This is a genomic window from Klebsiella sp. 141251, from assembly GCF_050600725.1.
Classification (GTDB): Bacteria; Pseudomonadota; Gammaproteobacteria; order Enterobacterales; family Enterobacteriaceae; genus Klebsiella; species Klebsiella aerogenes.
Genome location: NZ_JAQIRG010000001.1, coordinates 796,648 through 820,709 on the forward strand (window position 1 = coordinate 796,648; position 24,062 = coordinate 820,709).

The window sequence follows — 24,062 nt, forward strand, 5'->3', positions numbered from 1 at the left end:
GAGCGATTATACCCGATGCCGCGTCTGAGCACACGGAGGATTGCGTTTATCACGCTGATAATGGAATCGTCCACATCACGAAAGATGATTTATTCTCAGCACATCCAGAAAAAACTGATATCCTGAAATGAGTTACACGGTCACATTGAGATCGCAATGAAATATCAACAACTGGAAAACCTTGAAAGCGGCTGGAAATGGAAATATCTGGTAAAGAAGCACCGGGAAGGTGAGCTGATTACCCGCTACATTGAAGCCAGCGCTGCGCAAGCCGCGGTCGATGTCTTGCTGACGCTCGAAAATGAACCTGTTCTGGTGAATACCTGGATCGATCAGCATATGAATCCGGAGCTGGCTAACCGGATGAAGCAGACTATTCGCGCACGACGCAAGCGTCATTTTAACGCCGAGCATCAGCATACGCGGAAAAAGTCCATCGATCTGGAGTTCGTTGTCTGGCAACGCCTGGCCGGGCTTGCCCAACGGCGAGGAAAGACATTATCAGAAACCATCGTACAGCTGATTGAAGACGCCGAGCATAAAGAAAAATATGCCAGCAAGATGTCGAGCCTGAAGCACGATCTGCAGGTGCTCTTAGGAAAAGAGTAAGTATTGTCGCGACGTTGCTTGTGATTTTTCTTTTGAGCTCAAAATCAGGCCAAAAAAAACCCCGCATCAGCGGGGTTTTTTATCGTAGAAAACTTAAGCCTGCGGCTGAGTTACTACGTCTTTGTAACCTTTAACTTCGATCGCTACGCGACGATCCGGAGCCAGGCAGTCGATCAGTGCAGCGCGAGCTTTCACGTTGTCACAGGTGTTGCCGGTAACCGGATCAGATTCGCCCATACCGCGAGCAGAGATCTTGTTAGCCGGGATGCCTTTAGCTACGAGGTAGTCAACAACGGACTGAGCACGTTTCTCAGACAGTTTCTGGTTGTACTGCTCGGAACCGATGCGGTCGGTGTAACCCAGAACAACTGCAGAACCGTCTTTCGGGTCCATGTTGCTCAGCTGGGTGTACAGCTGATCCAGAGCCTGCTGACCTTCTGGTTTCAGAGTTGCTTTGTTGAAGTTGAACAGTACGTCAGACTTCAGGGTGAAGGTCTTGGTGGTGACTTCTGGAGCCGGAGCCGGAGCCGGAGCTACAACCGGTGCATTGTCTTCCTGACCGAAACGGTAGGAAACACCAACGCTCAGCATGCCGTTGTCCGGACGAACGCCTACAGTGCCTGCGTCGCCGATGTTGTTAACCCACTGGTATTCCAGACGGGTAGCGATGTCACGGGTCATTGCCCACTCAACGCCGCCAGCGAATACTGGGGAAACGCCGGTGTCGTGGTTGTCGCCAGCGATGCTGTTGCTGGAGTCAGCGCGCCATACCATGCCGCCCAGACGGGTGTAGATGTCCAGATCGTCAGTGATCGGGTAACCCAGTTTAGCGGTCAGCTGAACGCCCTGAGCTTTGAATGCGCCGTTAACTTTGTCGCCTTTGTAAGGCATACGGCCCAGCCAGTCGTAACCCATTTCGAAACCGAGGTACGGGTTAACCTGATAACCACCGAACGCACCAGCGCCCAGCTGGCTTTCGTGGGTCGGGCCATTGTTGTTCAGGTTGCTGTTGTACCAGCCGGTGTCATGGAACTGGGACCAACCCAGTTTACCACCTGCATACCAGGTGTTATCTTTCGGAGCGGCCTGCGCTACGGTAGCGAAGCCAGCCAGTGCCACTGCAATCGCGATAGCTGTCTTTTTCATTTTTTGCGCCTCATTATCATCCAAAATTCGCCATGATGGTACATAAGACCTCACGGTTAAATCCTTCACCGGGGGCGTGACTCGTTGTTAACTATGCTGATACATGCAGCGTAAGCCGATCACCCCTGGCGATGTAAAGTCTACAACTTAGTTAGAAACTTACAAGTGTGAACTCGGTCAGGCATATGAAAAAAAAGGGTTGTATACACAATATTTAACAAATATGGTTAATTTGTGAACACGGTAAAAAGTCGCGAAACCGCACCACACCGGGATCTCTGTGAAATTAACCACTTTACGAGAATGGTTTTTGATGAGGCAAAAAAAATTCCAGGATTAATCCTAATTTCACTCAATGATATAAATTTGAGTGAATTTTTAGCCCACTTAATTGTCTCCCAGGCTGGCTTGTATTTCTCACCGGGCGCATGATAAAGCCCATCGCATGACCTTCTTCTGCGGCGAGCGCCAGGCGTTCATGCTCTTGTTCAGTAAGTTCATCCGTCAGCCAGCCAATAACCACGCTATAATTCCCGGTACGTAAAGCGCGAATCATCGATTCCAGAGTGTTGCAGGGCGACATCTGGTTAATTTGCATCACTTTTGATAGCGGCAGGCCGGATGATTGTACCCATTCTTTACTCAGCTTCTGCTGCGGCGTGAGCCACAGTTGCCAGCGCGACTGCTGGCCCAACTGTTGTAATAAAGGTAGCAACAAAAGCTGCGTCATCATGGGTTGATCTTCGCGATAGACGATTTCACTAATCAGCCCAGTGGCTGAATGTTCGACGACGCTGTGCGAAGGGCGACGTACTGAAGCCGAAGTCAGTGGTGAACGATTTGCGTGAGCTGAAGTAAACATAGTCTATCTCGCCTGTGAGTTACTGTATGCATATACAGTATATCCACCAGGGGTTAACGTCAACCTCATTTTCCCACTTTTGCATATATTTTATGCACTCTACCCGGCTATGAATCAGAGCCGCGGCGACTTGTTTATATGAATTCACTGTCCCCATGCTGAAGCCGCAGGAGATATTTCCCTCTATTTATCTTTGCTTCACGGCTACCGGGCATGATGTCGATGGGGCCGATATGCTGTTTATCAATTAACATTGCTTAAGTATTCAGCGAGTCTCTGCAACACGATTTGCAGAATAACTTTTTCCTGAAAGCGCCTCGCAAAACGGCGAGCTGGTTGAAATGAAGCCAAAATTCATCTTGCTGCACAAAACGAACTCACTTATTTTCTTCAATAACGGATCCGTTAATAAAAATTACTTTTATATGCATGATTACCAAAGGAATGATCATGAAGAAACTATCAAAATTACGGTTCCTCCAGTTTCAGGAGTGCCTTTCTCCCTTAGGCAAAATCAGTAGCCGGCCTCTATTTGGCGGTTACAGCCTGGCGATAGACAATACCGTGTTTGCCATGGTGGCCGAAGGCGAAATCTATCTTAGAGTGTGTGAGCAAAGCGCAGAATATCGGGTCGAGCATCATAGCCCAATGTTAACCATGCGCAAAAATGGTCGGCCGGTAGCGCTAAAATATTACCGTATAGATGAAGCATTATGGCAGGACAGTAAAATGCTGTTTCACCTCTCGGAGCTGTCTTTGCATACGGCGCGTAGCGAAAAGCAGCATCAGCGTGATTCTGGCAGGCTAAAAGATTTGCCTAATATCAGTTTCCACATGGAATTGATGTTGATTCATGCCGGAATAACCGATGTGAAAATGCTGCGTACAATTGGTGCGGAAAAAAGCTGGTTAAAATTGAGGGAGCATAATAAAGGAATATCAATCAATGTCCTTGAGTCCCTGGCGGGCGCGATTGCCGGCACCCATTCCGCCGCGCTCCCGGCGCAGCGGCGCCAGGAGCTACGGGAGTGGGCTAATACGCAAGGGTACGGCGTGGAGGATTATTCTGGTTGACCGGCAATCCGGCGCTGCAGGCGACATATTTCCGGCAGCAGTGCGAGCAGTAGCCCAATCTGCTGCAGGACCAATGGTTCTTTGCTGTCGGCTCGCGGTTCCAGGTGTTGAATACGTGATTGCAGGTTGCTGAGCGCCTGCTGAACGCGCTGTTCGTCCGCGGGAGAATGATGCAGCGCATCATCGACGTAGCAGACGGCATCATCGAGTAACGCCAGTATTTCCGGCGTCGTCAGCTTCTCCCTGTGCGCCCCCAACGCGGAAATATAGCTGGTAAACGTATGGTTAAGGCACAGCAGGCGGAATGCGGTTTCACGCATTGTGTTGTCGGCTTTTGGCTCTGTGGATAAATTGGATACCACTGATGCCAGCTCGCTATCCCGGTTATGTGCATTACGTCGGGCGACGCGATACTCAAGACGGTTGTCGCGCCCCTGATGGTACTGCTCAAGAATAGCGTCCAGATAACGGCAGTTAGCGTTGATAGCCTGATCAAGTACCCGAGGTAAATTACGGAAGTTCCAGTCTGGCCAGATAAAGGTCACTGCCGCCCAGGCGATAGCGCAGCCGATTAATGTATCGAGGATACGCGGTAAAGCGACTTCGAATCCCTCGCCCAACAGGTTAAAGCACAGCAGTACCAGCAGCGTGATAAACATAGTGGCATGCGCATACTGGACGTTGCGAAAGGCGAAAAACAGCACACCGGTTAGTACAATGAGCAATAGCTGGCCTTCGACCGAGGGAACCAGCAGCAGCACCGGTAGCCCGATAGCGACCCCTACCAATGTCCCGATGATCCTTAACGCCAGGCGATGCCGGGTAGCGTTATAGTTCGGCTGGCAAACAAACAGGCTGGTCAGCAGAATCCAGTAACCGTGGTTGAGGCCGGTAAACTGAATGAAGGCATAGCCCGCGCACAGCACCAGTGACATGCGCACCGCATGGCGGAAAAGCGCCGATTCCGGCGTCATATTGCTGCGCAGCCGTAGCCAGATATCGCTAAAGCCGCTGGGGCGATCGTCTGCAAGCAGGTTTTCGGGATGGTTGCTGGCCAGCACGCTGGTTTGCACCGATTCGATGGTTGCCAATTGCGCATCAATGGCGCGTAGGTTATTGAGTAGAAAACCCAGCGCTTTGACCTGATCTTGCGGCGCGCCGCTGGCGCGAACGCGATCCAGCGCCGCGTCAAGATGCATAAAGGCGCGTTCAAAATGCGCATCATGCTGATACGGAACGCGTAAGAGGATGGCGCGGGAGAGTTTCTGACACGCCTGCGCCTGCATCGACAGCATCCGCTGGAAACGGAACATCACATCGCTGTAGCGGAAATGGTCGCGAAGCGTCTGATACTGAATATGCGACGAGCTGGCACGCTCATGAATGTCCTGAGCGACGAAATAGTACTGTAGGGTACGACGAGTACCGCGTTGCCCGCGGTCGCCGCGCAGGCGCGTCAGTAAAGACGCTTTCGTCTGGTTCAGCATCGCAACCAGTTTGCCGTTGGCGAGCGCCAGATCGTACAACGGCGCCTGACTTTCATCTTCGATATCCGGATCGAACAACCGTGATTTAAGTTCAAGATACTGCGCCAGCTGTTCATAGCTGCGCGCAAGGTTATCCTGCAGCGGACGAATGGGGAAAATAAGATGACCGGCGAGTGTTAATACGTTGTACCAGATGGCGCCAGCCAGCAAAAAGAGCGGCTGCAGGTACCAACTGTTATACAGAGTGACCCCTAACATGGTGTAGATAGCGATCAGTAAGGCGCCGAAAGCAATGGTGGCATAGCGTTGACCCAGACCGCCGAGCAAGATAAAGCCCGTCGTGGACAGGGTTAAGCCTATAGCAAACAGCCATGGCCACGGAAACAGTAATTCCACCGATGCGGAAGCAATAAAGAAGCAGACCAGCGTAATGGCGAGATTACGTAGCCGCCCGGTGAGGCGATCGTCGAGGTCGGTCAACGCCGCGGCTACCACCCCGAGCGTTAACGGGATCGTGAGTTTGACTTCGCCAATCCACCACGGCGCAACCGTGGTGCCACAAAGCGCAATAAAAATCCTGGCGTTATATAACCAGGCGCTATTCCATGTATAACGGCGGAGCAGGGGGCTTAACATAACAGTGATCCGTACAATTACTGAAAGCGGCGGCGGGCGTTGGCTTCGCGTGCGGCGCGAGCCGTTTCAACGGAGACCACGCGGCGTCCTACTGGCCAAAGCGCAATAGCGGCAATTTTAAAGTTGGCGATCCCGACAGGGATACCAATGATGGTCAGGCACTGGGCGATACCGCTGAAGATATGCATCAGGCACAGCCACCAGCCAAAGAACATGAACCACAAAATATTCAAAATAGTGCCGCCCGCGTTCAGTAAGCTGTTTTTTGCTTCAGGTTCCAGTTCATCAACATGAATGGCTTCATTACCGTAGGGGAAAAGCGATAACCTGGTGATTTCCCAACATGAACGGGTCAGCGGTAACGTGAAAATCAAAACAATACTGACCAGCGTCGCCAGTAGCCAACCGAGCGTGGTGGCGAAACCGCCAAGAACAAAGTTTAAAATATTCAGAATGGTACGCATAAACCCTCTGGTTAACCCTATGGATAATAAGACCCGGCAATTGTAACGTTTTTTTGCGCTGGAGCACCTGCTCGCGGGCGGTTAAACTTAAAAACATTCAAACTGATTGAAATTTGGCGATATATGGAACTTAAAGCGACAACATTGGGCAAACGCATGGCGCAGCATCCTTATGATCGGGTGCAGTTGCTGAATGCCGGGGTTAAAGTCTCCGGCGATCGTCATGAGTATCTTATACCTTTCAATCAGTTATTGTCAGTTCAATGTAAGCGTGGCCTGGTGTGGGGCGAGCTGGAGTTCGCACTGCCTGAAAGCAAAGTTGTGCGTTTGCATGGTACCGAGTGGGCTGAGACGCAACATTTCTATCATCATCTCAATAATCTCTGGCAGCAGTGGAGCGCGGAGATGAGTGAAATTGCCGCGCAATTACTGCGCCAACAGTTAAGTGAAATTGAACGCGCCAGCGCCGAAGGTAAGTGGCTGACCCGCCAGCAGGTCGCCGATGTTCAGGCGAAGATACGCCGCGCCTTAACCGGACTGCCTTTCCCTGAGAGCCGTCTGGATGAATTTGATAACTGCCGCGAACTGTGGCGCCAGTGTCAATGCTGGCTTAGCGATATCGACGAGGCTCGCCTGGCACATAATCAAGCCTATACCGAAGCCATGCTGGAACAGTATCGTGCTTTCTTCGATAAGGTCGAGTCTTCACCGCTCAACCCGGCGCAGGCGCGGGCGGTGGTTAACGGCGAGCGTTCGTTGCTGGTGCTTGCCGGCGCCGGTAGCGGAAAAACCTCGGTGCTGGTCGCCCGTGCAGGGTGGTTGTTAAATCGCGGCGAGGCGGCAGCCGATCAGATCCTGCTCCTGGCGTTTGGCCGTCAGGCTGCTCAGGAAATGGATGAACGTATTCAGGAGCGATTGGGAACCGACGAGATTGCTGCGCGGACCTTTCATTCACTGGCGTTACATATTATTCAGCAGGGTAGTAAGAAGGTTCCGGCGATCAGTAAGCTGGAAAACGATACCGCCGCCCGGCAAAAGCTTTTGTTGAAGGCCTGGCAGCAGCAGTGTCAGGAGAAAAAAGCGCAGGCTAAAGGCTGGCGTCAGTGGTTGATGGATGAGATGGAGTGGCAGATTGACGAAGGCGATTTCTGGCAGGATCGCGCGCTGCTGCGTCGCCTGGCTGGCCGTCTTGACCGCTGGGTTAGTTTGATGCGTATGCATGGCGGCTCGCAGGCGGAGATGATCGCCAGCGCGCCTGAAGAAGTACGCGACCTCTTTAATAAGCGTGTGAAACTGATGGCCCCGCTACTGAAAGCCTGGAAAACGGCGTTGAAAGAGGAGAATGCCGTTGATTTCTCCGGGCTTATTCACCAGGCCGTTAACATACTGGATAAAGGCCGTTTTGTGAGCCCCTGGAAACATATTCTGGTGGATGAATTTCAGGATATCTCTCCACAGCGCGCTGAATTGCTGGCGGCGCTGCGCCGGCAAAATAAACAGACCACGTTATTTGCGGTGGGTGACGACTGGCAGGCTATCTATCGCTTTAGCGGCGCGCAGCTCTCTTTAACCACGGCATTTAACCACTACTTTGGCGAAGGGGACTGTTGCGCGCTGGATACCACCTATCGATTTAATGGTCGTATCGGCGAAATCGCCAACGGTTTTATTCAGCAAAACCCGCATCAGTTGGCTAAACCGCTGAATAGTCTGACCGCTGGCGATAAGAAAGCGGTGACCCTGCTGCCCGACGATAAACTCGACGATCTGCTCGACAAGTTGAGCGGCTACGTTAAACCGCAACAGCGGATTTTGCTGCTGGCGCGCTATCACCATCTGAAACCCGCCGCGCTGGAAAAAGCCGCGACCCGCTGGCCGCATCTGCAGCTAGATTTTATGACAATTCATGCCAGCAAAGGCCAGCAGGCTGACTTTGTTATTGTGTTGGGCTTGCAGGAGGGTGATGACGCCTTCCCGGCGCCGGCAAGAGAGTCGGTGATGGAACAGGCATTGCTCCCACAGCCGGAAGATTTCCCTGATGCTGAAGAGCGTAGGCTACTGTATGTGGCGATAACCCGCGCCCGCCTGCGGGTCTGGCTGCTGTTCAATAAAGAACGACCATCGCCGTTTGTTGAGGTTTTGCAGGAGTTGGGCGTGCCGGTGGCGCGAAAGCCCTGATCATCGGCGGCCGTCTGGCCGCCGTGGGAATTACTTCAGGCGTTCGGCAAGGTAACGCTGGTAATCAGGGATGAGAATATCGATAGGCTGGTTGAAATCCGGCGACTGAATAATAAAGTCAGCGGTGGCGGCATTCGTGGCAACCGGGATATTCCACACCGTCGCCAGACGCAGGAGCGCTTTGACGTCAGGATCGTGGGGCACCGCATTCAGCGGATCCCAGAAGAAGATCAGCACATCAATTTTCCCTTCAGAAATCAGCGCGCCCACCTGCTGGTCGCCGCCCATCGGGCCGCTCAGCATCGCTTTCACTTCCAGCCCGGTGGTGCGTGAGACCAGGTTGCCGGTGGTCCCGGTTGCATAGAGCTGGTGCTGAGCCAGTAGCGCCTGGTGACGTTCGACCCATTTCATCAGCAGATCTTTGCAGTGATCGTGTGCTACCAGCGCGATATGTTTGCGTGCGGGCAAGGTGCGTGTTGTCAGTTCCATAATGGGGTTCCACTTATATTAACTTGCAGACAGATTACTGGAAGTGACTGATGCTGCAAGCGTTGGGGAGAAAATTTTTGCTGTATCTGTGAGTTAGTCTGGATGGCTGCTTTACCCGTATTAGCTTACACTAGGGCTAAAGAGCAGGAGGATTATGATGAAAGAGAACGATATTGCCGGCATTCTAACCGCGACGCGGACGATTGCGCTGGTAGGCGCCAGCGACAAGCCCGATCGCCCGAGCTATCGGGTAATGAGATATCTGTTGGAACAGGGCTATCATGTCATTCCTGTTTCGCCCAAGGTGGCGGGCAAAACGCTGCTCGGTCAACAAGGCTATGCCACCCTGGCGGAGGTACCTGAAAAGGTCGATATGGTCGATGTGTTCCGCAATTCCGAAGCGGCGTGGGGCGTGGCGCAAGAGGCCGTCGCCATCGGAGCGAAGACGTTGTGGATGCAGCTTGGCGTTATTAATGAACAGGCAGCGGTTATGGCGCGTGAAGCGGGGTTAAATGTGGTCATGGACCGCTGCCCTGCGATTGAAATTCCGCGGCTTGGGCTAGCGAAGTAAAATAAAAAACCCCGTGTTAACGGGGTTTTTAACAAAGCATCGGGAACAAAGGCCAGTCAGTTCCGCAGCCGCGGCGCCTGCAGCTGTTTACGGATAGTCTGCGCCAGTTCGTCCATCGATGGCTGCTCAGGATGCTCATCGCTGGCTTCACTACTGAGCTGCGCTTCCGCGAGGTAGGTGTGGACCGGCTGGCCGTCCTCATCTTCCATCACAACATGATACCAGGGGGCCGCGCGCAGTTCATCGTTGGCGCCGATTTCATCCGCGGCGGGCTCGTCAAGCGAATACTCTGGATCGATATCAACGATTACGCCAAGGTAGCCGAGTAGCGTATGGCGAACCTGTTGGCCGATACCGAATTTGCTGGCAATCATAGTCACCTCCCGGGAAACGCTGGCGCCCACTGTATCCATCATCTTCAAATGTTCTTGAGTCATGAGAATAACGTGTGGGCGATGTTCCGCTTTTCAAGTTACATGACGCGACAGGCAAACCCTTTCAGATACAGTCCTTCCGGGTAGGTTGCGATCACCGGGTGATCGGCAGCCTGACGGAACTGCTCTATAAATTGTACATCACGCCCGGCGTCTATTGCGGCATCGGCGATGATTTTCTGAAATAAATCGGTGGTCATCAGGCCGGAACAGGAGAAAGTCAACAGCACGCCGCCGGGGTTCAACAGCTGGATCGCCAGCATGTTGATGTCTTTATAGCCGCGGCAGGCGCCCATCAGTTGGCTTTTGTTTTCGACGAATTTTGGCGGATCCATGACGATGACATCGAATTTTTCCCCCTGATCGCGATATTTACGCAGCAGTTTGAATACGTCATCGCGCACGAATTCAGCTTTGGACAGATCCAGCTTATTGAGCTCAACGTTCTGCCGGGCGACGTCCAGCGCCTCCTGTGAAGTATCAACGCTAGTGACCTGACGGCAGCCGCCCATCAGCGCAGAAACCGCGAATCCACCGGTATAAGAGAAGCAGTTGAGGACGCGCTTATCGGCGACGTAGCGGCGGGTCGCCAGACGGCTATCGCGCTGATCGAGATAGTAGCCGGTTTTATGGCCGCCCTGGATATCTACCAGCAACTGCATACCGTGCTCGGTAATGGGCAGCAGCGCCGGCGGCAGTTCGCCTACCACCGGGCCCTGCGCCAGATCCAACCCTTCTTTTTTACGCACCGCCACATCGCTGCGATCGTAAATAGAGCATTGCGGGAACAGGGTCTGCAGGGCGCTGACAATGGCCGCACGCTGATATTCGGCGCCGGCGCTCAACAACTGCAGGACGAAGAAATCGCCAAAGCGATCGATTGTCACGCCAGGCAGGCCGTCGGATTCCCCGGCGATTAAACGATAGCTGTCAAGACCATCGCGCTCTGCCAGCCATTGACGCCAGGTTTGCGCCTGCTGCAGGTGACGCTCGAAAAAAGCATTATCGATAGCTTCATGACGATCGAAACTCCAGACACGGGCGCGGATCTGCGAGGAGGGCGAATAGGCGCCGCGAGCGAGCCATTTCCCTTGGGAATCAACGATATCAATCGTCTCGCCGGAACGAGCTTTACCTTCCATCCGGGCGACGGCGCCGGAGAAAATCCATGGATGGCGACGCAGCAGGGATTTCTCGCGTCCTTTGGCTAATACTAAGCGTGGGATAATGGAATCTGTCATGGGGCTACCTTTAAGCGACGGAGCGTTGGCACCGAAAAATGGCGCGTAGATTAGCATAACTGGCTGGGGCAAGCACCATTCCTGCCGCCGCCGGGCGGATGTTTTAGCGTCAGGCAAAAGTGAGTATGCTGGAGAGAATTTGCTATTCTCTGCAACAGGATAGCGTAGTAGAGGGGGTAATATGGCGAAGGTATGCACGATGGCATGGGTTCACGGAGTCGTTCAGGGCGTGGGATTCCGCTATTCAACGCAGCGTGAAGCGCTGCAGCTGGGGCTTACAGGTTATGCGCGAAATCTGGATGATGGCAGCGTGGAAGTGCTGGCCTGCGGGGAAGTGGAGCAGGTGGAGAAACTGATTGCCTGGCTTAAGGCCGGCGGGCCGCGTAGCGCAAGGGTCGACAGGGTGTTAACCGAGCCCCATCAACCCACCAGAGAGTGGCAAAAATTCGCTATTCTCTATTAAATGCATTTTACGGGCTTCGGCAGACCGGCGATTTTAGTCGCCTGTTTAGCCGGGCCTTTGGGGAATAATCGATACAGGTAGCGGCTGTTGCCTTTCTCTTCACCGAATTTATTCGCCATCGCTTTGACCAGCATACGGATGGCTGGCGAAGTGTTGAACTCCAGATAAAAATCGCGCACGAAGCGCACCACTTCCCAGTGTTCGACGGACAGGGTGATCCCTTCCTGAGCGGCGATAACTTCCGCCATCGCTTCACTCCACTGAGTCGTCTCTTTCAGATAGCCTTCGCTATCGGTCTCTATTTCACTGCCTTCAAAGATAAACATGATTTTTCACATAATGCGGAAACTGCGCGCAGTGTAGCAAAAAATAAGGCCCCGCATAAGCGAGGCCTGGTGTTGCAGGAGAGAAGGTTAGTCTCTGCTGGCGAAGCCGAGGATGCTCAGCAGGCTGACGAAGATATTGTACAGCGAAACATACAGGCTAACGGTGGCGCGAATGTAGTTGGTCTCGCCGCCGCGGATGATGTTGCTGGTTTCAAACAAAATCGCGCCGGAAGAGATAAGGATGAACACCGCGCTGATGGCCAGGTGCAGAGCCGGCAGCTGCAGGAAGATGTTCGCCACCATACCAATCAGGACGACCACCACGCCCGCCATCAGCATGCCGCCGAGGAAAGACATGTCTTTGCGCGTCGTTAATACGTAAGCCGAGCAGCAGAAGAAGACCAGCGCGGTGCCGCCCAGCGCCAGACCGATCAAATCGCCCATGCCTGCGGACAGGTAAGCGTTCAGCATTGGCCCCAGGATGTAGCCGAGGAAGCCGGTAAAGGCGAAGGCCGCCAGAATACCGCTTGGTTTATTAGCCAGTTTGTAGGTCAGGAACATCAGACCATACATGCCCACCAGGGTGAGGATGAGCCCCGGAGACGGCAGCATCAGCACGGTGCTGGCGGTGGCGGTGATCGCCGAAAACGCCAGCGTCAGGCTAAGCAGAAAATAGGTGTTACGCAGAACTTTGTGCGTGCTGAGCAGCGATGAACGGTCACGTGATGAGGTAATTATACGATCCATGAGTCACTCTCTTATGACAGATGTAATTAGTTATGAAGCATAAGAAAAGCGAGCCGAAAGCCATAATGCTTTTACCCATCTTTACTCAGATCCCGGTGCCGGTTGGGTAGCGTTTTATTCTGGTAAAATAGATTAAGACAGTATGTTTATGCGTTCAACGACGGAAAGCAGATCTGAATCTTATAGGTCACTGAAAAATATTGCCTTAATGCCAGTCAGCGACTAAGTGTGGAAAGGGTATCAACGAAGCATAAAGGCAAGGGAAATGAAACGACAACAATATAACCACATCACACACGCATTATTGGTCCTGGGTTTACTCGGCAGCGCGGCCACGGCAATGGCCGCCCAGGTCCCGCAGGGTACCGAACTTGCAGCAAAACAGGAGCTCGTCAGGAACAACGGTAATGAACCCGCTTCGCTCGACCCGCATAAGGTCGAAAGCGACGTCGAGTTTAATATCATCAGCGATCTGTTCGAAGGGCTGGTGAGCGTTTCGCCGCAGGGTGAGATTCAGCCGCGGCTGGCGCTGAAGTGGGAGAATAAAGATAACCTCGTCTGGACTTTCCATCTGCGTCCTGGCATCACCTGGTCCGATGGGACCGTGATTACCGCGCAGGATATCGTCTGGAGCTGGCAGCGGCTGGTCACGCCGACCACCGCTTCGCCGTACGCCAGCTATCCGGGTAATATGCATATCGTTAACGCCCGCGATATCTCGGAGGGAAAACAGCCGCCGGAAACTCTCGGCGTAAAAGCGCTGGACGATACCACGCTGCAGATCACGTTAGATCAGCCTAACGCCGCCTTCCTCGCAATGCTTGCTCACCCGTCGCTGGTGCCTATTGATAAGGTGCTGGTGGAGCGCTTTGGTGACAAATGGACTAAACCGGAACATATTGTCACCAGCGGCCCTTATACGCTTTCGAAGTGGGTCGTCAACGAGCGCATCGTGGCGCAACGCAACCCTAAGTACTGGGATAATGAACATACGGTAATTAATAAAGTGACCTATCTGCCGATTACCTCCGAAGCGGCGGATGTGAATCGTTATAAAGCCGGTGAGATAGATATTGTTTATACGGTGCCGGTGAACCAGTTTGCGTTACTAAAGAAAACGATGGGCTCGCAGCTGAATGTTTCTCCGCAGCTGGCGACCTACTATTACGAACTCAATACCACTAAACCGCCCTTTAATGACCCCAGAGTGCGCCGGGCGCTCAACATGGGGCTGGATAAAGATATCATCGCCGATAAGGTGATGGGGCAGGGACAGCGTCCGGCATGGCTAATTAGCCAGCCCGATATTGGCGGCGTCACGCTGAAACAACCGGATTACGCCAGCTGGCCGCGCGACAAACGCATTGCCGAGGCAAAAAAACTGCTTAACGAGGCGGGCTTTAACGAAAGTCATCCTTTAGTCTTTAACCTGCTTTATAACACCTCGGAGACGCACCAGCGCATTGCCATCGCCGCCAGTTCAATGTGGAAGAAAAATCTCGGCGTAGAGGCGAAGCTGCAGAACCAGGAGTGGAAGACGATGCTGGATACCATGCATACGCATAATTTTGATGCCGTGCGTTATGCCTGGATCGCCGATTATGACGATGCGGCGTCATTCCTGAATAACTTCCGCACCGGCGATAGCGAAAACACCAGCCAATACAGTAACCCGGCCTATGATAAAGCGCTGCATGATGCGGCGAAGGCGGCGGATACCGCCGCGCGAGGCAAATTCTATCAGCAAGCGGAGGATCTGTTGGCTGAGGATGTGCCCGCGATTCCTGTTTATCACTATGTGCGTACCCATTTAGTGAAGCCGTGGGTCGGCGGGTTCGAGCCGGATAAGCTGGGCTATTACTACACCAAAGATATGTACATCATAAAACATTGAGTCAAAGGGCGTTCTTAACGCCGAATTTCTGCGCAAACTGCCTGAAATTCAGACGAATAACGCAGATTTGTTTGTTTTTAAGGCAGTTGAACAAAATGATGCTTTACAGCATCGGCAGAGGTGTTTATAGTGCGCCCCATACCGGAAGCGTGGCCGAGCGGTTGAAGGCACCGGTCTTGAAAACCGGCGACCCGAAAGGGTTCTAGAGTTCGAATCTCTACGCTTCCGCCAAATATGAAAAGGGGTTACCGAAAGGTAACCCCTTTTTGCTTTGGGATCCTCCGGCACATCACTGCTTCACCCATTCTCGTCGTTAATGAATCTCTTCCTCCCAGTAGGGCGGCATCCCAATCTTTTCAACCATAAAGTCGATAAAGGCCCGGACTTTATGCGGCACTCTCCTGTTTTGCGGGTACAGCATCCAGATGGCGGTTTCGCTGGGGAACATACTAAATTCCCACTCCGGGAAGACGCGTTGAATAAGCCCTTGTTCTTCAGCCTGCTGCGATAGCCAGTTCGGTAAAATCGCAATCCCGGTGTGATTGACGCAGGCATAAAGCATGGCGGCGCTATCGCTAACGCTCAGTCGGTAGTGAATCGGGATGCGCTGCCATTCATCTTCTGAACCCGTCTTACGGGTATACCAACCGGCGCCATGCAGACGAGAAAACATCACGATATTGATCTGCTGCTGGTCGGCGCCCGGCGTGGCAGAAGGGCGGTTTTCCGCAATCCACTGCGGGCTGGCCCAGGCTGAACGCGTCTGAGAAGCCAGTTTACGGGCATGAATCGAGGAGTCAGGCAAAATGCCAATGCGAATACTCAGGTCGATGCGCGCTTCAATCAGATCCTGCACTTCATCGTTAAAACTGATATCCAGCGAAATGTTGGGGTGCAGGCGAAGAAATTCATCAACAAAAGGCATAACGTGCAGACGGCCAAAGGTACTGGGTACGCTTAACCGCAGCAGGCCGGAAGGTTGTTTATCCAGTGCGGAAGTTAACTGGCGGGTTTCCTCCCATTGTAATAACAGTTGTTGGGCGTGCGAGTAAAAAAAAGCTCCGGTTTCGGTTAATGCTAATCCGCGGGTAGAGCGGTTAAACAACGTCACCTGTAAATACGCTTCCAGCTCGGAAATATGGCGAGAGACGGTGGATACTTCAATATTTAAGGCTTTGGCGGCGGCGCTGAAACTTTGATGATCAGCGGCGCTGACGAAGGTTCTGATTGCGGATAAATGGTTCATCTGTTTTACGTCTCATTGATGATGAATGTTTCTCAGCAACCTGTTCTGGTGTAGCCGACTACAATAGCGGTCCTGATGTCACAGCTTATCACTTTGTTTCTCGAATTATTCCCGGCAATATCTATGGATAATGATTCTCAGGATATAAAAAAGGCTTCCCTGACTGCGGGAAGCCGGATAATTGATAGTTATATTTTATTTTGCGCTGACGCGCCAGACGGTATTACCGACATCGTCGGCAATGATTAACGCTCCTTCGTTATCCTGCGCGAGTCCGACCGGCGCGCCGTACAATTCTTTCTCATCGCGGGAGACAAAGCCGGTGACCACGCTCTCAGGTTTACCGACCGGCTTGCCGTCTTTAAAGGCGACAAAGCTGACTTTGTAGCCATTCAGCGGCGAACGGTCCCAGCTGCCGTGTTCGCTGATAAACACGCCGCCCTGATAGGTCTGCGGCAAAATTTTTCCGGTATAAAACAGCATTCCCAGCGGCGCAACGTGGGAACTCAGGGCATAATCCGGTTTGATCGCTTTAGCGACCATGTCCGGGCGCGGCGGCTGTACGCGGCGATCCACATGCTGTCCGAAATAGCTCCACGGCCAGCCATAAAATCCGCCATCCTGCACCGAAGTTAAATAATCAGGCACCAGGTCGGCGCCGATCTCATCGCGCTCATTGGCAATGGCCCAAAGCTTGCCCGTCTGCGGTTCCCAGCCGAGTCCGGTAGGATTCCTGATACCGCTGGCGAAGATACGGCTTGCGCCGGTTGCCGTATCAACCTCCAGAACGGTGGCGCGACGATATTCGATATCCAGCCCATTCTCGGTGATATTACTGTTCGAGCCGACGCCCACATACAGCTTCTTACCATCCGGGCTTGCCAGTAACGCTTTGGTCCAGTGGTGATTGACGGTGCTGGGCAGGTCAGCCAGCTCGCTCCCCGCATCGCTGATATGTGTCGCCCCTGGCTGGTAGTGATAACGCATGATGTTGCCGGTATTGGCGACGTATAGATTATCGCCAATCAGCTGGACACCGAAAGGCGAGTGCAGGTGTTCAAGGAAAATATGTTTTTCCCAGCCGCTGGCGTTTTTACGCAATAGCGTAATGCGATTCCCGCCTTTTCCACCTTTGCCTGACTGATTTTTCACTATCCCGGCAATCAGCTGCTTCGGCGTAGTCAGCGGCTCCTCGCCAGGACCGTTGCTTTCAACGACCAGTACATCGTCGTTTGGCAGGACATAGACCATTCTGGGATGCAGGAATCCATTGGCTATTTTTTCTATTTTCAGCCCCTGGGCAACCGCCGGTTGCCCATCTGTCTTCCAGCCCACGCCGCGGGGAACCTGCATCGGCGGCATCAGGAAATCCTGGGCCTTCGGCATTACGGGATCGGGCCCTACCTGCTGATCCGGGCTAAGTTTCGCTTTCTCATCGCATCCGGACAGGGCAAGCGCCATGGCGAGCATAACGGGCAGGGGCAGTAGTAATTTATTCATGGCGAATCCCCTTATTATTAGCCAGGCAAGTGGAGCTGATAATATTGGCGACCAGCAGGCAGATAACGGTAATCGATGAATAGATTACGTTCTGCGGCGCAATCGCCCAGGCGTCGCGGCTATGAACAAAACAGTTTACCAACGCGGCAATAATAGCGATAAGGTTTAGCCAGAAATCAATTTTTGCCGCCGGGCGTCGAGGAGTAAAAAACCACACCTGCGCCAGATTAATCAATCGCGGAATGATGGCAAAAATAAGGCCAAGGGCAATAAGCCAGCTGGCACTTTTTCCCCACATCACGTTCGTACTGTAGAGATAAATAATATCGAAGATGAGACCGGCGATAAAAAAGCCGTAAGGCACCGGATTGAGTAGATTATATATGACCATCGCAAGGCTATTACCTCGGTCATGAGAGCGTTCACTCATTGTCAATTCCTTGTCAGGGGGAATAAGGTAGGATGAAAATAATGCTGACGTTCAAGCCGGAATAATGAATACCGCTTAGCAGATAAAATTATACATATTGTTAACAATTTCAGTATGCCAATCGCGGGAAATCTGTTTTGCGCAAATGGTCATACTGGCTACGGTAAGATTGTTGCAGAAGGGAGGAGGCGGGCCAGATGCTGGCCGCGCCATCGTACGTTTAACTTTCTATTCGGGCAGCCAGCTGCTGGGCCATTTCGGCGAAAATCCGCGCTGCAGCTTTTGGCCGGGCGCCTTTGCGCTGCATTAACACCGCGGTTCTCTCAAGCGCGGCTTCTTTAAGCAATCGGGTCGTCAGGCCGGTACGCTGGGCGGCGACCTTCAGCGGCAGAATGGACACTAATTGGGTTCGCTGGATGATATCGAGGATGGCGTTGATCGAATGCATTTCAATGGTCACCTGCGGGTGGAAACCGGCTTGTTGTAAGCAGTGGTCAATTTGCAACCGGGTGGCGAAATGATGATTAAGCAGAATAAACTCCTCCGCGGCCAGCTGGCTCAACGAAAGGGAGTCTTCGCGGGCCAGCGGGTGATGGTCCGCGACAACTAGCGCCAGCACCTCCTGTAGCAATGGGGTGGAAACGATGTCCGGCGCAATTCCGCCAGCAAAGGCAATACCAATATCCAGCTCATTTTCCAGCAGCATACCTTCCATTTTCTCCTGCGACATCTCCTGTATATCCAGCGTGATATGCGGATAACGCGCATGAAATTCCGCCACTAATGGGACGACGAAATAGGAAGTAAAGGTGGGCGTCACGGCAATGCGTAGAGAACCGCGACTGAGGTCTTCGACATCATGAATGGCGCGTTGGCCCTCATCCAGCAGTTGAAATGCCTGGCGCGCATACTGCAAAAACACCTCACCTGCATCTGTCAGGTGAATATGCCGGCCGCTGCGGTCAAAAAGCTGCGCATCCAGGCTCTCTTCTAACATCCTGATTTGCTGTGAGAGCGCAGGCTGCGAAATGTGCAGGGCTTCCGCCGCGCGGGTAAAGCCCTGATGTTCGGCGACGGCGAGGAAATATCTGACATAGCGAATATTCACACGTTCAACTCATAAGTTTTTTGAATGAATTTGATTATAAACAAGACTTTTATTTTATGCCACGCGGCGCGTAACCTCCCTGACATTCCACAGCGAGGTAGACATTATCATGAAAGAAATCATTGATGGTTTTCTTAAATTTCAACGTGATGCATTTCCTGAACGCGCTGAACTGTTTAAAAGTTTAGCCTCCCGGCAGAGCCCCCGTACGCTGTTTATTTCATGCTCCGATAGCCGGATGGTTCCTGAGTTGGTTACCCAGCGAGAACCCGGCGATCTATTTGTCATCCGTAATGCCGGCAATATCGTCCCTTCTTACGGTCCGGAGCCCGGCGGCGTGTCGGCATCGGTGGAATATGCCGTTGCCGTCCTGAAGGTCACGGATATTGTGATTTGCGGTCACTCCGATTGCGGGGCGATGACGGCGATTGCGCAGTGTAGCTGTCTGGATCATGTCCCCGCCGTTAAGCACTGGTTGCAATATGCGGATTCGGCAAAAGTGGTGAACGATGCCCGCGAGCATCGCGACCCGCAGGCCAAAACCGCGGCGATGGTGCATGAAAACGTGATTGCCCAGTTGGCGAATATTCAAACCCATCCGGCGGTGCGTCTGGCGCTTGAGGAAGGACGTCTGGCGCTACACGGCTGGGTGTATGACATTGAAACGGGAGAGATTGCCGCCTATGACGGCAATGCCAGAGCTTTTATTTCGCTGGCCGGTCATCCGGATACCCGAGCGGTGCCGGTTTACGGTTAGTCATTTCATTTCACTACGATATAACGAGGTAACACCATGATTCAGTCTCAAGTTAGCCGCGAAGTTCGTCTGGAGTTAGCGAATAAAATTTTGCTGATTAAAGCCAAAAAGGATCTCTCCTTTGCACAGCTTGTTGAAGGCACCGGTTTATCAGAAGCCTTCGTGACGGCCGCGCTATTGGGCCAGCATCCGCTGCCTGCCGAAGTCGCGAAAATGGTAGGCGCAAAACTGGAGCTCAGCGACGATGATATTTTGCTGCTGCAAACCATCCCGGTCAGAGGTTCTATTGAAGACCGCGTACCAACGGACCCGACGATGTATCGCTTCTATGAAATGCTGCAGGTCTACGACACCACCCTGAAAGCGCTCATTCATGAAAAATTCGGCGACGGGATCATCAGCGCGATTAATTTTAAGCTGGATGTGAAAAAGGTCAGCGATCCGGAAGGCGGACATCGCGCGGTGATCACCTTCGATGGAAAATATCTGCCAACGAAACCTTTCTGATGACAATTAACCGTTAACAGCACGGGCCTGAACCACGATCCGGGCCCGTTATTATCTGGCGGGCTGATAACGCATTTGCAATGTGGCGGGCAGATAACGCTGCAGCGGCTGTGGCGTTTTACCATCGATCAACTGACTGATGAGATCGTAGCAGTGCCAGGCCAACTGGCGGTTGTCCTGCTGGATGGTGTCGATGCGCAGCGACAGCGAATCATACAGATAGTGGTCATCGAAGCTGGCTAAATGGATCCCGGAATCCAGCAGGTTATGCTGGCTCATATAGCGTAGTACCCCTTCCAGCAAGCCGCAGGCGGCGGTAAACAGCGCCTTAGGCGGCCGCCCGAGGCGGGCGCACAGCGCGGCAAACATCTCATAGCCTGAGCTTGGGTGATAGTTGCCGTTGATGATCCACTCCGGGCGCAACTCAACGCCTGCCTGGGCTAATCCCTGACTAAATCCGGCCAGCCGATCGCGCGAAGGCGAGAGCCGCGGCTGCCCGCCGAGAAACCAGAACTCATCCGGGTGTTGCCCGGCGATACGGGCGATAAGTTCCGCCGTCGGCGCCAGTGAGTCGGTCATCACCAACGGCAGGGCGCTATCGTTTGGATTGCGATCGAACAGCACCACCGGCAGCTGTTCGCTGAGCTTCAGATAGTCGGCGTCGCTGTGCATACAAGAGGCGACAATCAGGCCATCGACCTGACGGGCAATCATATTATTGACCACCATGCTCTCCTGACCGGGATTCTCATCGGTGCAAGAGATAAGGAGCTGTACGCCGGCTTCGCGGCACAGGGTTTCCAGCTCGTGAGAAAAAACGGCAAAACCATAGTTAGTGATCTCGGGTACCACCAGACCAATGGTATGGCTGCGGCTATCGCGCAGTGAACGGGCGTGAATGCTCGGCTGGTAGTGCTGCTCGCGGGCGATAGCCAGCACCCGTTCGCGCGTCTCCTGCGCCACGCGCAGCTCTTTGCCGCGACCGTTCAAGACCAGACTGGCGGTGGCTTTGGAGACGCCAGCCAGTTCGGCGATATCTTTTATGGTAATGCGTTTGGGTTTCATCACGAGCCAGGCGCCTGAAAGCAAAACGCTTATTCTACCATGCATGGCCGCAGCGGCCAGCAGCAGAATGCCCCCGGCGTCGCGCCGCTGAATACCAGTTCTCCTGGATAATCGGCAAAGAAGCGGCTGCTCATCACCCCGGCGCCATCATTAATAAAAATTTCGACGCTGGAACGATCGATGAGGATCTGCAGTTTATGCGCCGAGCCGCGCCAGTAACGGTAATCGACAGTATCAGCTACCAGGCTTCGACGGGCCAGGCGTACGCCGCGACTGTCCAGCGAAAGCTGCAGCGCACCCGCGAAATCCAGCCTCAGCGCATCGCCTGGCATGACCTCGAAGGCCAGTTCCATCGGCTGCAGCGCCAGCGGTTCGGTCTGCCAGCCTTGCGCCTCGCCGCGCAGCGCCGCCAGTTCGCGTACGGGATTTTGATATAGCGTGCCGTGGCACCACCTCAGTTCCCGCAGGCAGCTCATCTGATGGATCCAGCCGTGGGCCCGCGTAGGTTGCTGCATCTCTTCTCCGTCGGGAACGCCCATCCAGCCAACCAATAGGCGCCGACCATCTTCCGCCAGGGTGGTTTGCGGCGCATAGAATTCGAAGCCGCTATCCAGCTCTTCGAGCGCGCCGTGGCTAAAAGTCGCGTCAGCATTGTCGAAATGCCCGTGCATCCAGACCGCCGGATAGGTGTTCAGGAAGCGCTGGGCTTCTCGCGGTAGCCCCTGTGGGCAGCTTAGTAATATATACCGATCCCCGAGTGGGAACAGATCCGGGCATTCCCACATATAACCGCCATCGTTCAGGCCGTTAAGCCCGCTACCTGCTATTTCGCCATGGCTGCTCCACTGCATCAAATCAGCGGAGCTGAATAGCAGTACCTTACCGCGGTCGGCCAGATCGCGCGCGCCCAGCACCATCAACCAGCGATCGCCATCGCGCCAGACTTTGGGGTCGCGCACGTGTCCGCTATAGCCGGCTGGCAGCGCCAGCACGGGGCCCTGCTTGCGAAAAGTACCGTCGGGATTTTGCGTCGCCAGACACTGCCAGGCGGTACGGCTGCCATCGTTAAATTTCACATTACCGGTGTAGCACAGCGTCAGGACGCCGTTGTTATCTACCGCACTGCCGGAGTAACAGCCGTTACGGTCGTACTCCTCGTCTGGCAGCAGGGCAATCGGTTCGTGCCGCCAGTGCAGTAGATCCGGTGAACTCCAGTGTCCCCAGCCTTTATAACGATGATCGCAGGCGAGGGGATTCCACTGATAAAACAGATGATAACGGCCATTGAAGTGGATAAAGCCGTTTGGATCGTTCAGTAGCCCACATACCGGCGCCAGATGCCACTGCGGATAGTGGACATCCCGCCGCGCGCGCGGCTGGTGGTTCATGACGGCCTGCAGGACCGCCGGTAACAAAGAAGGCTGCGTCATTATTCAGCATCCGTTTTGTATTTGAGCGTCAGCGAAACGATAAAGGCGACCACAAACGCAATAGCCAGCCCGATGATGTAGTTAAGCAGGGAACTGGCCTGCACGATAGCCATGCCGGGGATGGCCGTCAGGCCGACGGCGGTCATATAGACGTGCATGGAGACCACCCAGGCGCCACCCGCCGCGCCGCCAATCAATGCGGCGATAAATGGCTTAACGAAGCGCAGGTTGATGCCGAATATCGCCGCTTCGGTGATGCCAAGCATCGCCGAAAAGGCTGAGGGGAGGGCAATGGCTTTCACTTTTACATCTTTGGTTTTAAACCACACTGCCAGACAGGCGCCGCCCTGGGCAATATTAGCCATCGCCCAGATAGGCAGCAGGAAATTGACGCCGATCGACGGGTTGCCGAGCAGCCCGGCTTCGATGGCATGGAAGCTGTGGTGAATACCGGTAATAACAATCACCGAATACAGCCCACCGAACAGGAGTCCCGCCAGCCAACCGGCGTGGGCAATGAGCGTGCTGAGAATAAAGGAGATGCCGTCGCCGAGGGCACGACCGGCCGGACCGATTATCAACAGGGCGATAAAACCGGAGATAATAACCGTCAGGAACGGGGTGAGGATCAGATCCAGCGCGTCGGGAATCAGGCGTCGCAGTTGCTTCTCAAGCAGGCTCATAAACCACACCGCCAGCAGCACCGGGAACACCGTCCCCTGATAACCGATCATCGCCACTTCGAGGCCGAAGAAATTCATGGTGTGGAAGCCCGAAGCCACTCCCCAGGCGTTGGTCAGCGCCGGGTGGGTAAGAATACCGCCGAGGGTTGCGCCAAGATAAGGGTTGCCGCCGAATTCACGCGCGGCGGTAAACCCGATCAGGATTGGCAGAATAATAAAAGCGGCCGAACTACACATATCGAGGATCAGGTAGATGGCGTTGCCCGGATCGACCCAGCCGTAGGTTTTCACCATTCCCAGTAGTCCCATTAGCAGGCCGGAGGCGACGATAGCCGGGATAATGGGCACAAAGATGTTCGACAGCAGGCGGGCGATCCGCTGGAACGGATTCAGTTTTTTCGCCGCCAGATCTGCGGCTTCGGATTTGCTCGACTCGCTAATACCGGCGGCCTGAATAAAGGCGGCATACACTTTATTAACCACGCCGGTACCGAAGATGATTTGCATCTGGCCGGCGTTGCGAAAGCAGCCTTTTACCCCCTCAATTTTGCCGATGGCCTGCTGGTCGGCGAGCGCGTCATCGACCAGTACCAGACGCAAGCGGGTGGCGCAATGCGCGGCGCTGGCGATATTTTCTTTGCCGCCAAGCAGCGGCAGCAGCGTGCGAGAAATCTGTTGAAAATCCATAGTACCCTCTACAAAGTCTGTCATCATC

General features: G+C 53.7%; 24 protein-coding genes and 1 tRNA gene. 9 read left to right on the forward strand and 16 right to left on the reverse strand.

Annotation, left to right across the window (positions count from 1 at the left end; all coding sequences use genetic code 11):
- Positions 1 to 156: 156 nt before the first annotated feature.
- Positions 157 to 609 (forward strand): macrodomain Ter protein MatP, encoded by a 453-nt coding sequence (matP, locus tag PGR09_RS03760; protein WP_015367432.1) that lies wholly within the window; start codon positions 157 to 159, stop codon positions 607 to 609.
- 93 nt (positions 610 to 702) lie between these two features.
- Here matP and ompA read toward each other — a convergent pair whose 3' ends face one another.
- Together ompA and sulA are read right to left on the reverse strand one after the other, a co-directional pair.
- A complete protein-coding gene (ompA, locus tag PGR09_RS03765; RefSeq protein WP_080473199.1) occupies positions 703 to 1,755 on the reverse strand; it encodes a porin OmpA in 1,053 nt (350 codons plus the stop codon).
- A 352-nt stretch (positions 1,756 to 2,107) separates the two neighbouring features.
- The gene (sulA, locus tag PGR09_RS03770) at positions 2,108 to 2,617 is read right to left on the reverse strand and encodes an SOS-induced cell division inhibitor SulA (protein ID WP_020079240.1); all 510 of its coding nucleotides are present in this window, start codon (positions 2,615 to 2,617) and stop codon (positions 2,108 to 2,110) included.
- Positions 2,618 to 3,067: 450 nt separating this feature from the next.
- Between sulA and PGR09_RS03775 the strand changes: the two genes are divergently transcribed.
- Positions 3,068 to 3,691, forward strand: a complete 624-nt coding sequence (locus PGR09_RS03775) for a TfoX/Sxy family DNA transformation protein (protein WP_045395642.1) — start codon at positions 3,068 to 3,070, stop codon at positions 3,689 to 3,691.
- Here the strand turns inward: PGR09_RS03775 and yccS are convergent.
- Positions 3,679 to 5,814 carry a YccS family putative transporter gene (yccS, locus tag PGR09_RS03780; RefSeq protein ID WP_047045644.1) on the reverse strand — a complete coding sequence of 712 codons (2,136 nt, stop codon included), beginning with the start codon at positions 5,812 to 5,814 and terminating at the stop codon, positions 3,679 to 3,681. The two genes, PGR09_RS03775 and yccS, sit on opposite strands and share 13 nt — an antisense overlap.
- Before the next feature lie 17 nt (positions 5,815 to 5,831).
- Entirely contained in the window at positions 5,832 to 6,278 is a 447-nt protein-coding gene (locus PGR09_RS03785; protein ID WP_045395640.1) for a YccF domain-containing protein, read from the reverse strand.
- 123 nt (positions 6,279 to 6,401) lie between these two features.
- Between PGR09_RS03785 and helD the strand changes: the two genes are divergently transcribed.
- Positions 6,402 to 8,456: a DNA helicase IV gene (helD, locus tag PGR09_RS03790; RefSeq protein WP_047045647.1), complete on the forward strand. Its 2,055-nt coding sequence runs from the start codon at positions 6,402 to 6,404 to the stop codon at positions 8,454 to 8,456.
- 30 nt (positions 8,457 to 8,486) lie between these two features.
- Here helD and mgsA read toward each other — a convergent pair whose 3' ends face one another.
- Entirely contained in the window at positions 8,487 to 8,945 is a 459-nt protein-coding gene (mgsA, locus tag PGR09_RS03795) for a methylglyoxal synthase (RefSeq protein WP_045395636.1), read from the reverse strand.
- A 157-nt stretch (positions 8,946 to 9,102) separates the two neighbouring features.
- Between mgsA and PGR09_RS03800 the strand changes: the two genes are divergently transcribed.
- Entirely contained in the window at positions 9,103 to 9,516 is a 414-nt protein-coding gene (locus tag PGR09_RS03800; protein WP_032714178.1) for a CoA-binding protein, read from the forward strand.
- A gap of 56 nt (positions 9,517 to 9,572) precedes the next feature.
- On the opposite strand, the gene hspQ is transcribed toward PGR09_RS03800, so the two are convergent.
- Together hspQ and rlmI are read right to left on the reverse strand one after the other, a co-directional pair.
- Positions 9,573 to 9,890, reverse strand: a complete 318-nt coding sequence (hspQ, locus tag PGR09_RS03805; protein ID WP_015367415.1) for a heat shock protein HspQ — start codon at positions 9,888 to 9,890, stop codon at positions 9,573 to 9,575.
- A 98-nt stretch (positions 9,891 to 9,988) separates the two neighbouring features.
- Positions 9,989 to 11,191 carry a 23S rRNA (cytosine(1962)-C(5))-methyltransferase RlmI gene (gene rlmI, locus PGR09_RS03810; protein ID WP_047077870.1) on the reverse strand — a complete coding sequence of 401 codons (1,203 nt, stop codon included), beginning with the start codon at positions 11,189 to 11,191 and terminating at the stop codon, positions 9,989 to 9,991.
- A gap of 181 nt (positions 11,192 to 11,372) precedes the next feature.
- Here rlmI and yccX point away from each other — a divergent pair, with 181 nt between their 5' ends.
- On the forward strand, positions 11,373 to 11,654 hold the full coding sequence (yccX, locus tag PGR09_RS03815) for an acylphosphatase (protein WP_047065499.1): 282 nt from the start codon (positions 11,373 to 11,375) through the stop codon (positions 11,652 to 11,654).
- Here the strand turns inward: yccX and tusE are convergent.
- Together tusE and yccA are read right to left on the reverse strand one after the other, a co-directional pair.
- Entirely contained in the window at positions 11,651 to 11,980 is a 330-nt protein-coding gene (gene tusE / locus PGR09_RS03820; RefSeq protein WP_045360166.1) for a sulfurtransferase TusE, read from the reverse strand. The two genes, yccX and tusE, sit on opposite strands and share 4 nt — an antisense overlap.
- An 87-nt stretch (positions 11,981 to 12,067) precedes the next feature.
- Positions 12,068 to 12,727, reverse strand: coding sequence for an FtsH protease modulator YccA (gene yccA / locus PGR09_RS03825; RefSeq protein ID WP_015704916.1), 660 nt, complete (start codon positions 12,725 to 12,727; stop codon positions 12,068 to 12,070).
- A gap of 265 nt (positions 12,728 to 12,992) precedes the next feature.
- On the opposite strand from yccA, the gene PGR09_RS03830 reads away from it, so the two are divergent.
- Entirely contained in the window at positions 12,993 to 14,621 is a 1,629-nt protein-coding gene (locus PGR09_RS03830) for an ABC transporter substrate-binding protein (protein WP_315709870.1), read from the forward strand.
- Between the two features lie 143 nt (positions 14,622 to 14,764).
- Positions 14,765 to 14,852, forward strand: a tRNA-Ser gene (locus tag PGR09_RS03835).
- Between the two features lie 82 nt (positions 14,853 to 14,934).
- Here PGR09_RS03835 and PGR09_RS03840 read toward each other — a convergent pair.
- From PGR09_RS03840 to cynR, 4 genes are all read right to left on the reverse strand, one after another.
- A complete protein-coding gene (locus PGR09_RS03840; protein WP_348876202.1) occupies positions 14,935 to 15,867 on the reverse strand; it encodes a LysR family transcriptional regulator in 933 nt (310 codons plus the stop codon).
- Positions 15,868 to 16,062: 195 nt separating this feature from the next.
- Positions 16,063 to 17,367: a PQQ-dependent sugar dehydrogenase gene (locus PGR09_RS03845; protein ID WP_430915800.1), complete on the reverse strand. Its 1,305-nt coding sequence runs from the start codon at positions 17,365 to 17,367 to the stop codon at positions 16,063 to 16,065.
- Complete coding sequence (locus PGR09_RS03850; RefSeq protein ID WP_045397745.1) at positions 17,360 to 17,797, reverse strand: DUF2231 domain-containing protein; 438 nt, start codon at positions 17,795 to 17,797, stop codon at positions 17,360 to 17,362. The genes PGR09_RS03845 and PGR09_RS03850 overlap by 8 nt, the downstream gene beginning before the upstream one ends.
- A gap of 220 nt (positions 17,798 to 18,017) precedes the next feature.
- Positions 18,018 to 18,905: a transcriptional regulator CynR gene (cynR, locus tag PGR09_RS03855; RefSeq protein WP_047065492.1), complete on the reverse strand. Its 888-nt coding sequence runs from the start codon at positions 18,903 to 18,905 to the stop codon at positions 18,018 to 18,020.
- Positions 18,906 to 19,014: 109 nt separating this feature from the next.
- Between cynR and PGR09_RS03860 the strand changes: the two genes are divergently transcribed.
- Both PGR09_RS03860 and cynS read left to right on the forward strand, forming a co-directional pair.
- Positions 19,015 to 19,662, forward strand: coding sequence for a carbonic anhydrase (locus PGR09_RS03860; RefSeq protein WP_045397749.1), 648 nt, complete (start codon positions 19,015 to 19,017; stop codon positions 19,660 to 19,662).
- A 36-nt stretch (positions 19,663 to 19,698) separates the two neighbouring features.
- Positions 19,699 to 20,169 carry a cyanase gene (cynS, locus tag PGR09_RS03865; RefSeq protein ID WP_045397751.1) on the forward strand — a complete coding sequence of 157 codons (471 nt, stop codon included), beginning with the start codon at positions 19,699 to 19,701 and terminating at the stop codon, positions 20,167 to 20,169.
- A gap of 51 nt (positions 20,170 to 20,220) precedes the next feature.
- Here the strand turns inward: cynS and PGR09_RS03870 are convergent, their stop codons facing one another.
- The 3 genes from PGR09_RS03870 to PGR09_RS03880 are packed head-to-tail and all read right to left on the reverse strand — an operon-like array spanning position 20,221 to position 24,034.
- On the reverse strand, positions 20,221 to 21,234 hold the full coding sequence (locus PGR09_RS03870; protein ID WP_045397754.1) for a LacI family DNA-binding transcriptional regulator: 1,014 nt from the start codon (positions 21,232 to 21,234) through the stop codon (positions 20,221 to 20,223).
- A 29-nt stretch (positions 21,235 to 21,263) separates the two neighbouring features.
- On the reverse strand, positions 21,264 to 22,664 hold the full coding sequence (locus PGR09_RS03875) for a sucrose-6-phosphate hydrolase (protein ID WP_315709877.1): 1,401 nt from the start codon (positions 22,662 to 22,664) through the stop codon (positions 21,264 to 21,266).
- Positions 22,664 to 24,034 (reverse strand): sucrose-specific PTS transporter subunit IIBC, encoded by a 1,371-nt coding sequence (locus tag PGR09_RS03880; RefSeq protein WP_045397759.1) that lies wholly within the window; start codon positions 24,032 to 24,034, stop codon positions 22,664 to 22,666. Before PGR09_RS03880 ends, PGR09_RS03875 begins: the two co-directional genes overlap by 1 nt.
- Positions 24,035 to 24,062 lie beyond the last annotated feature (28 nt).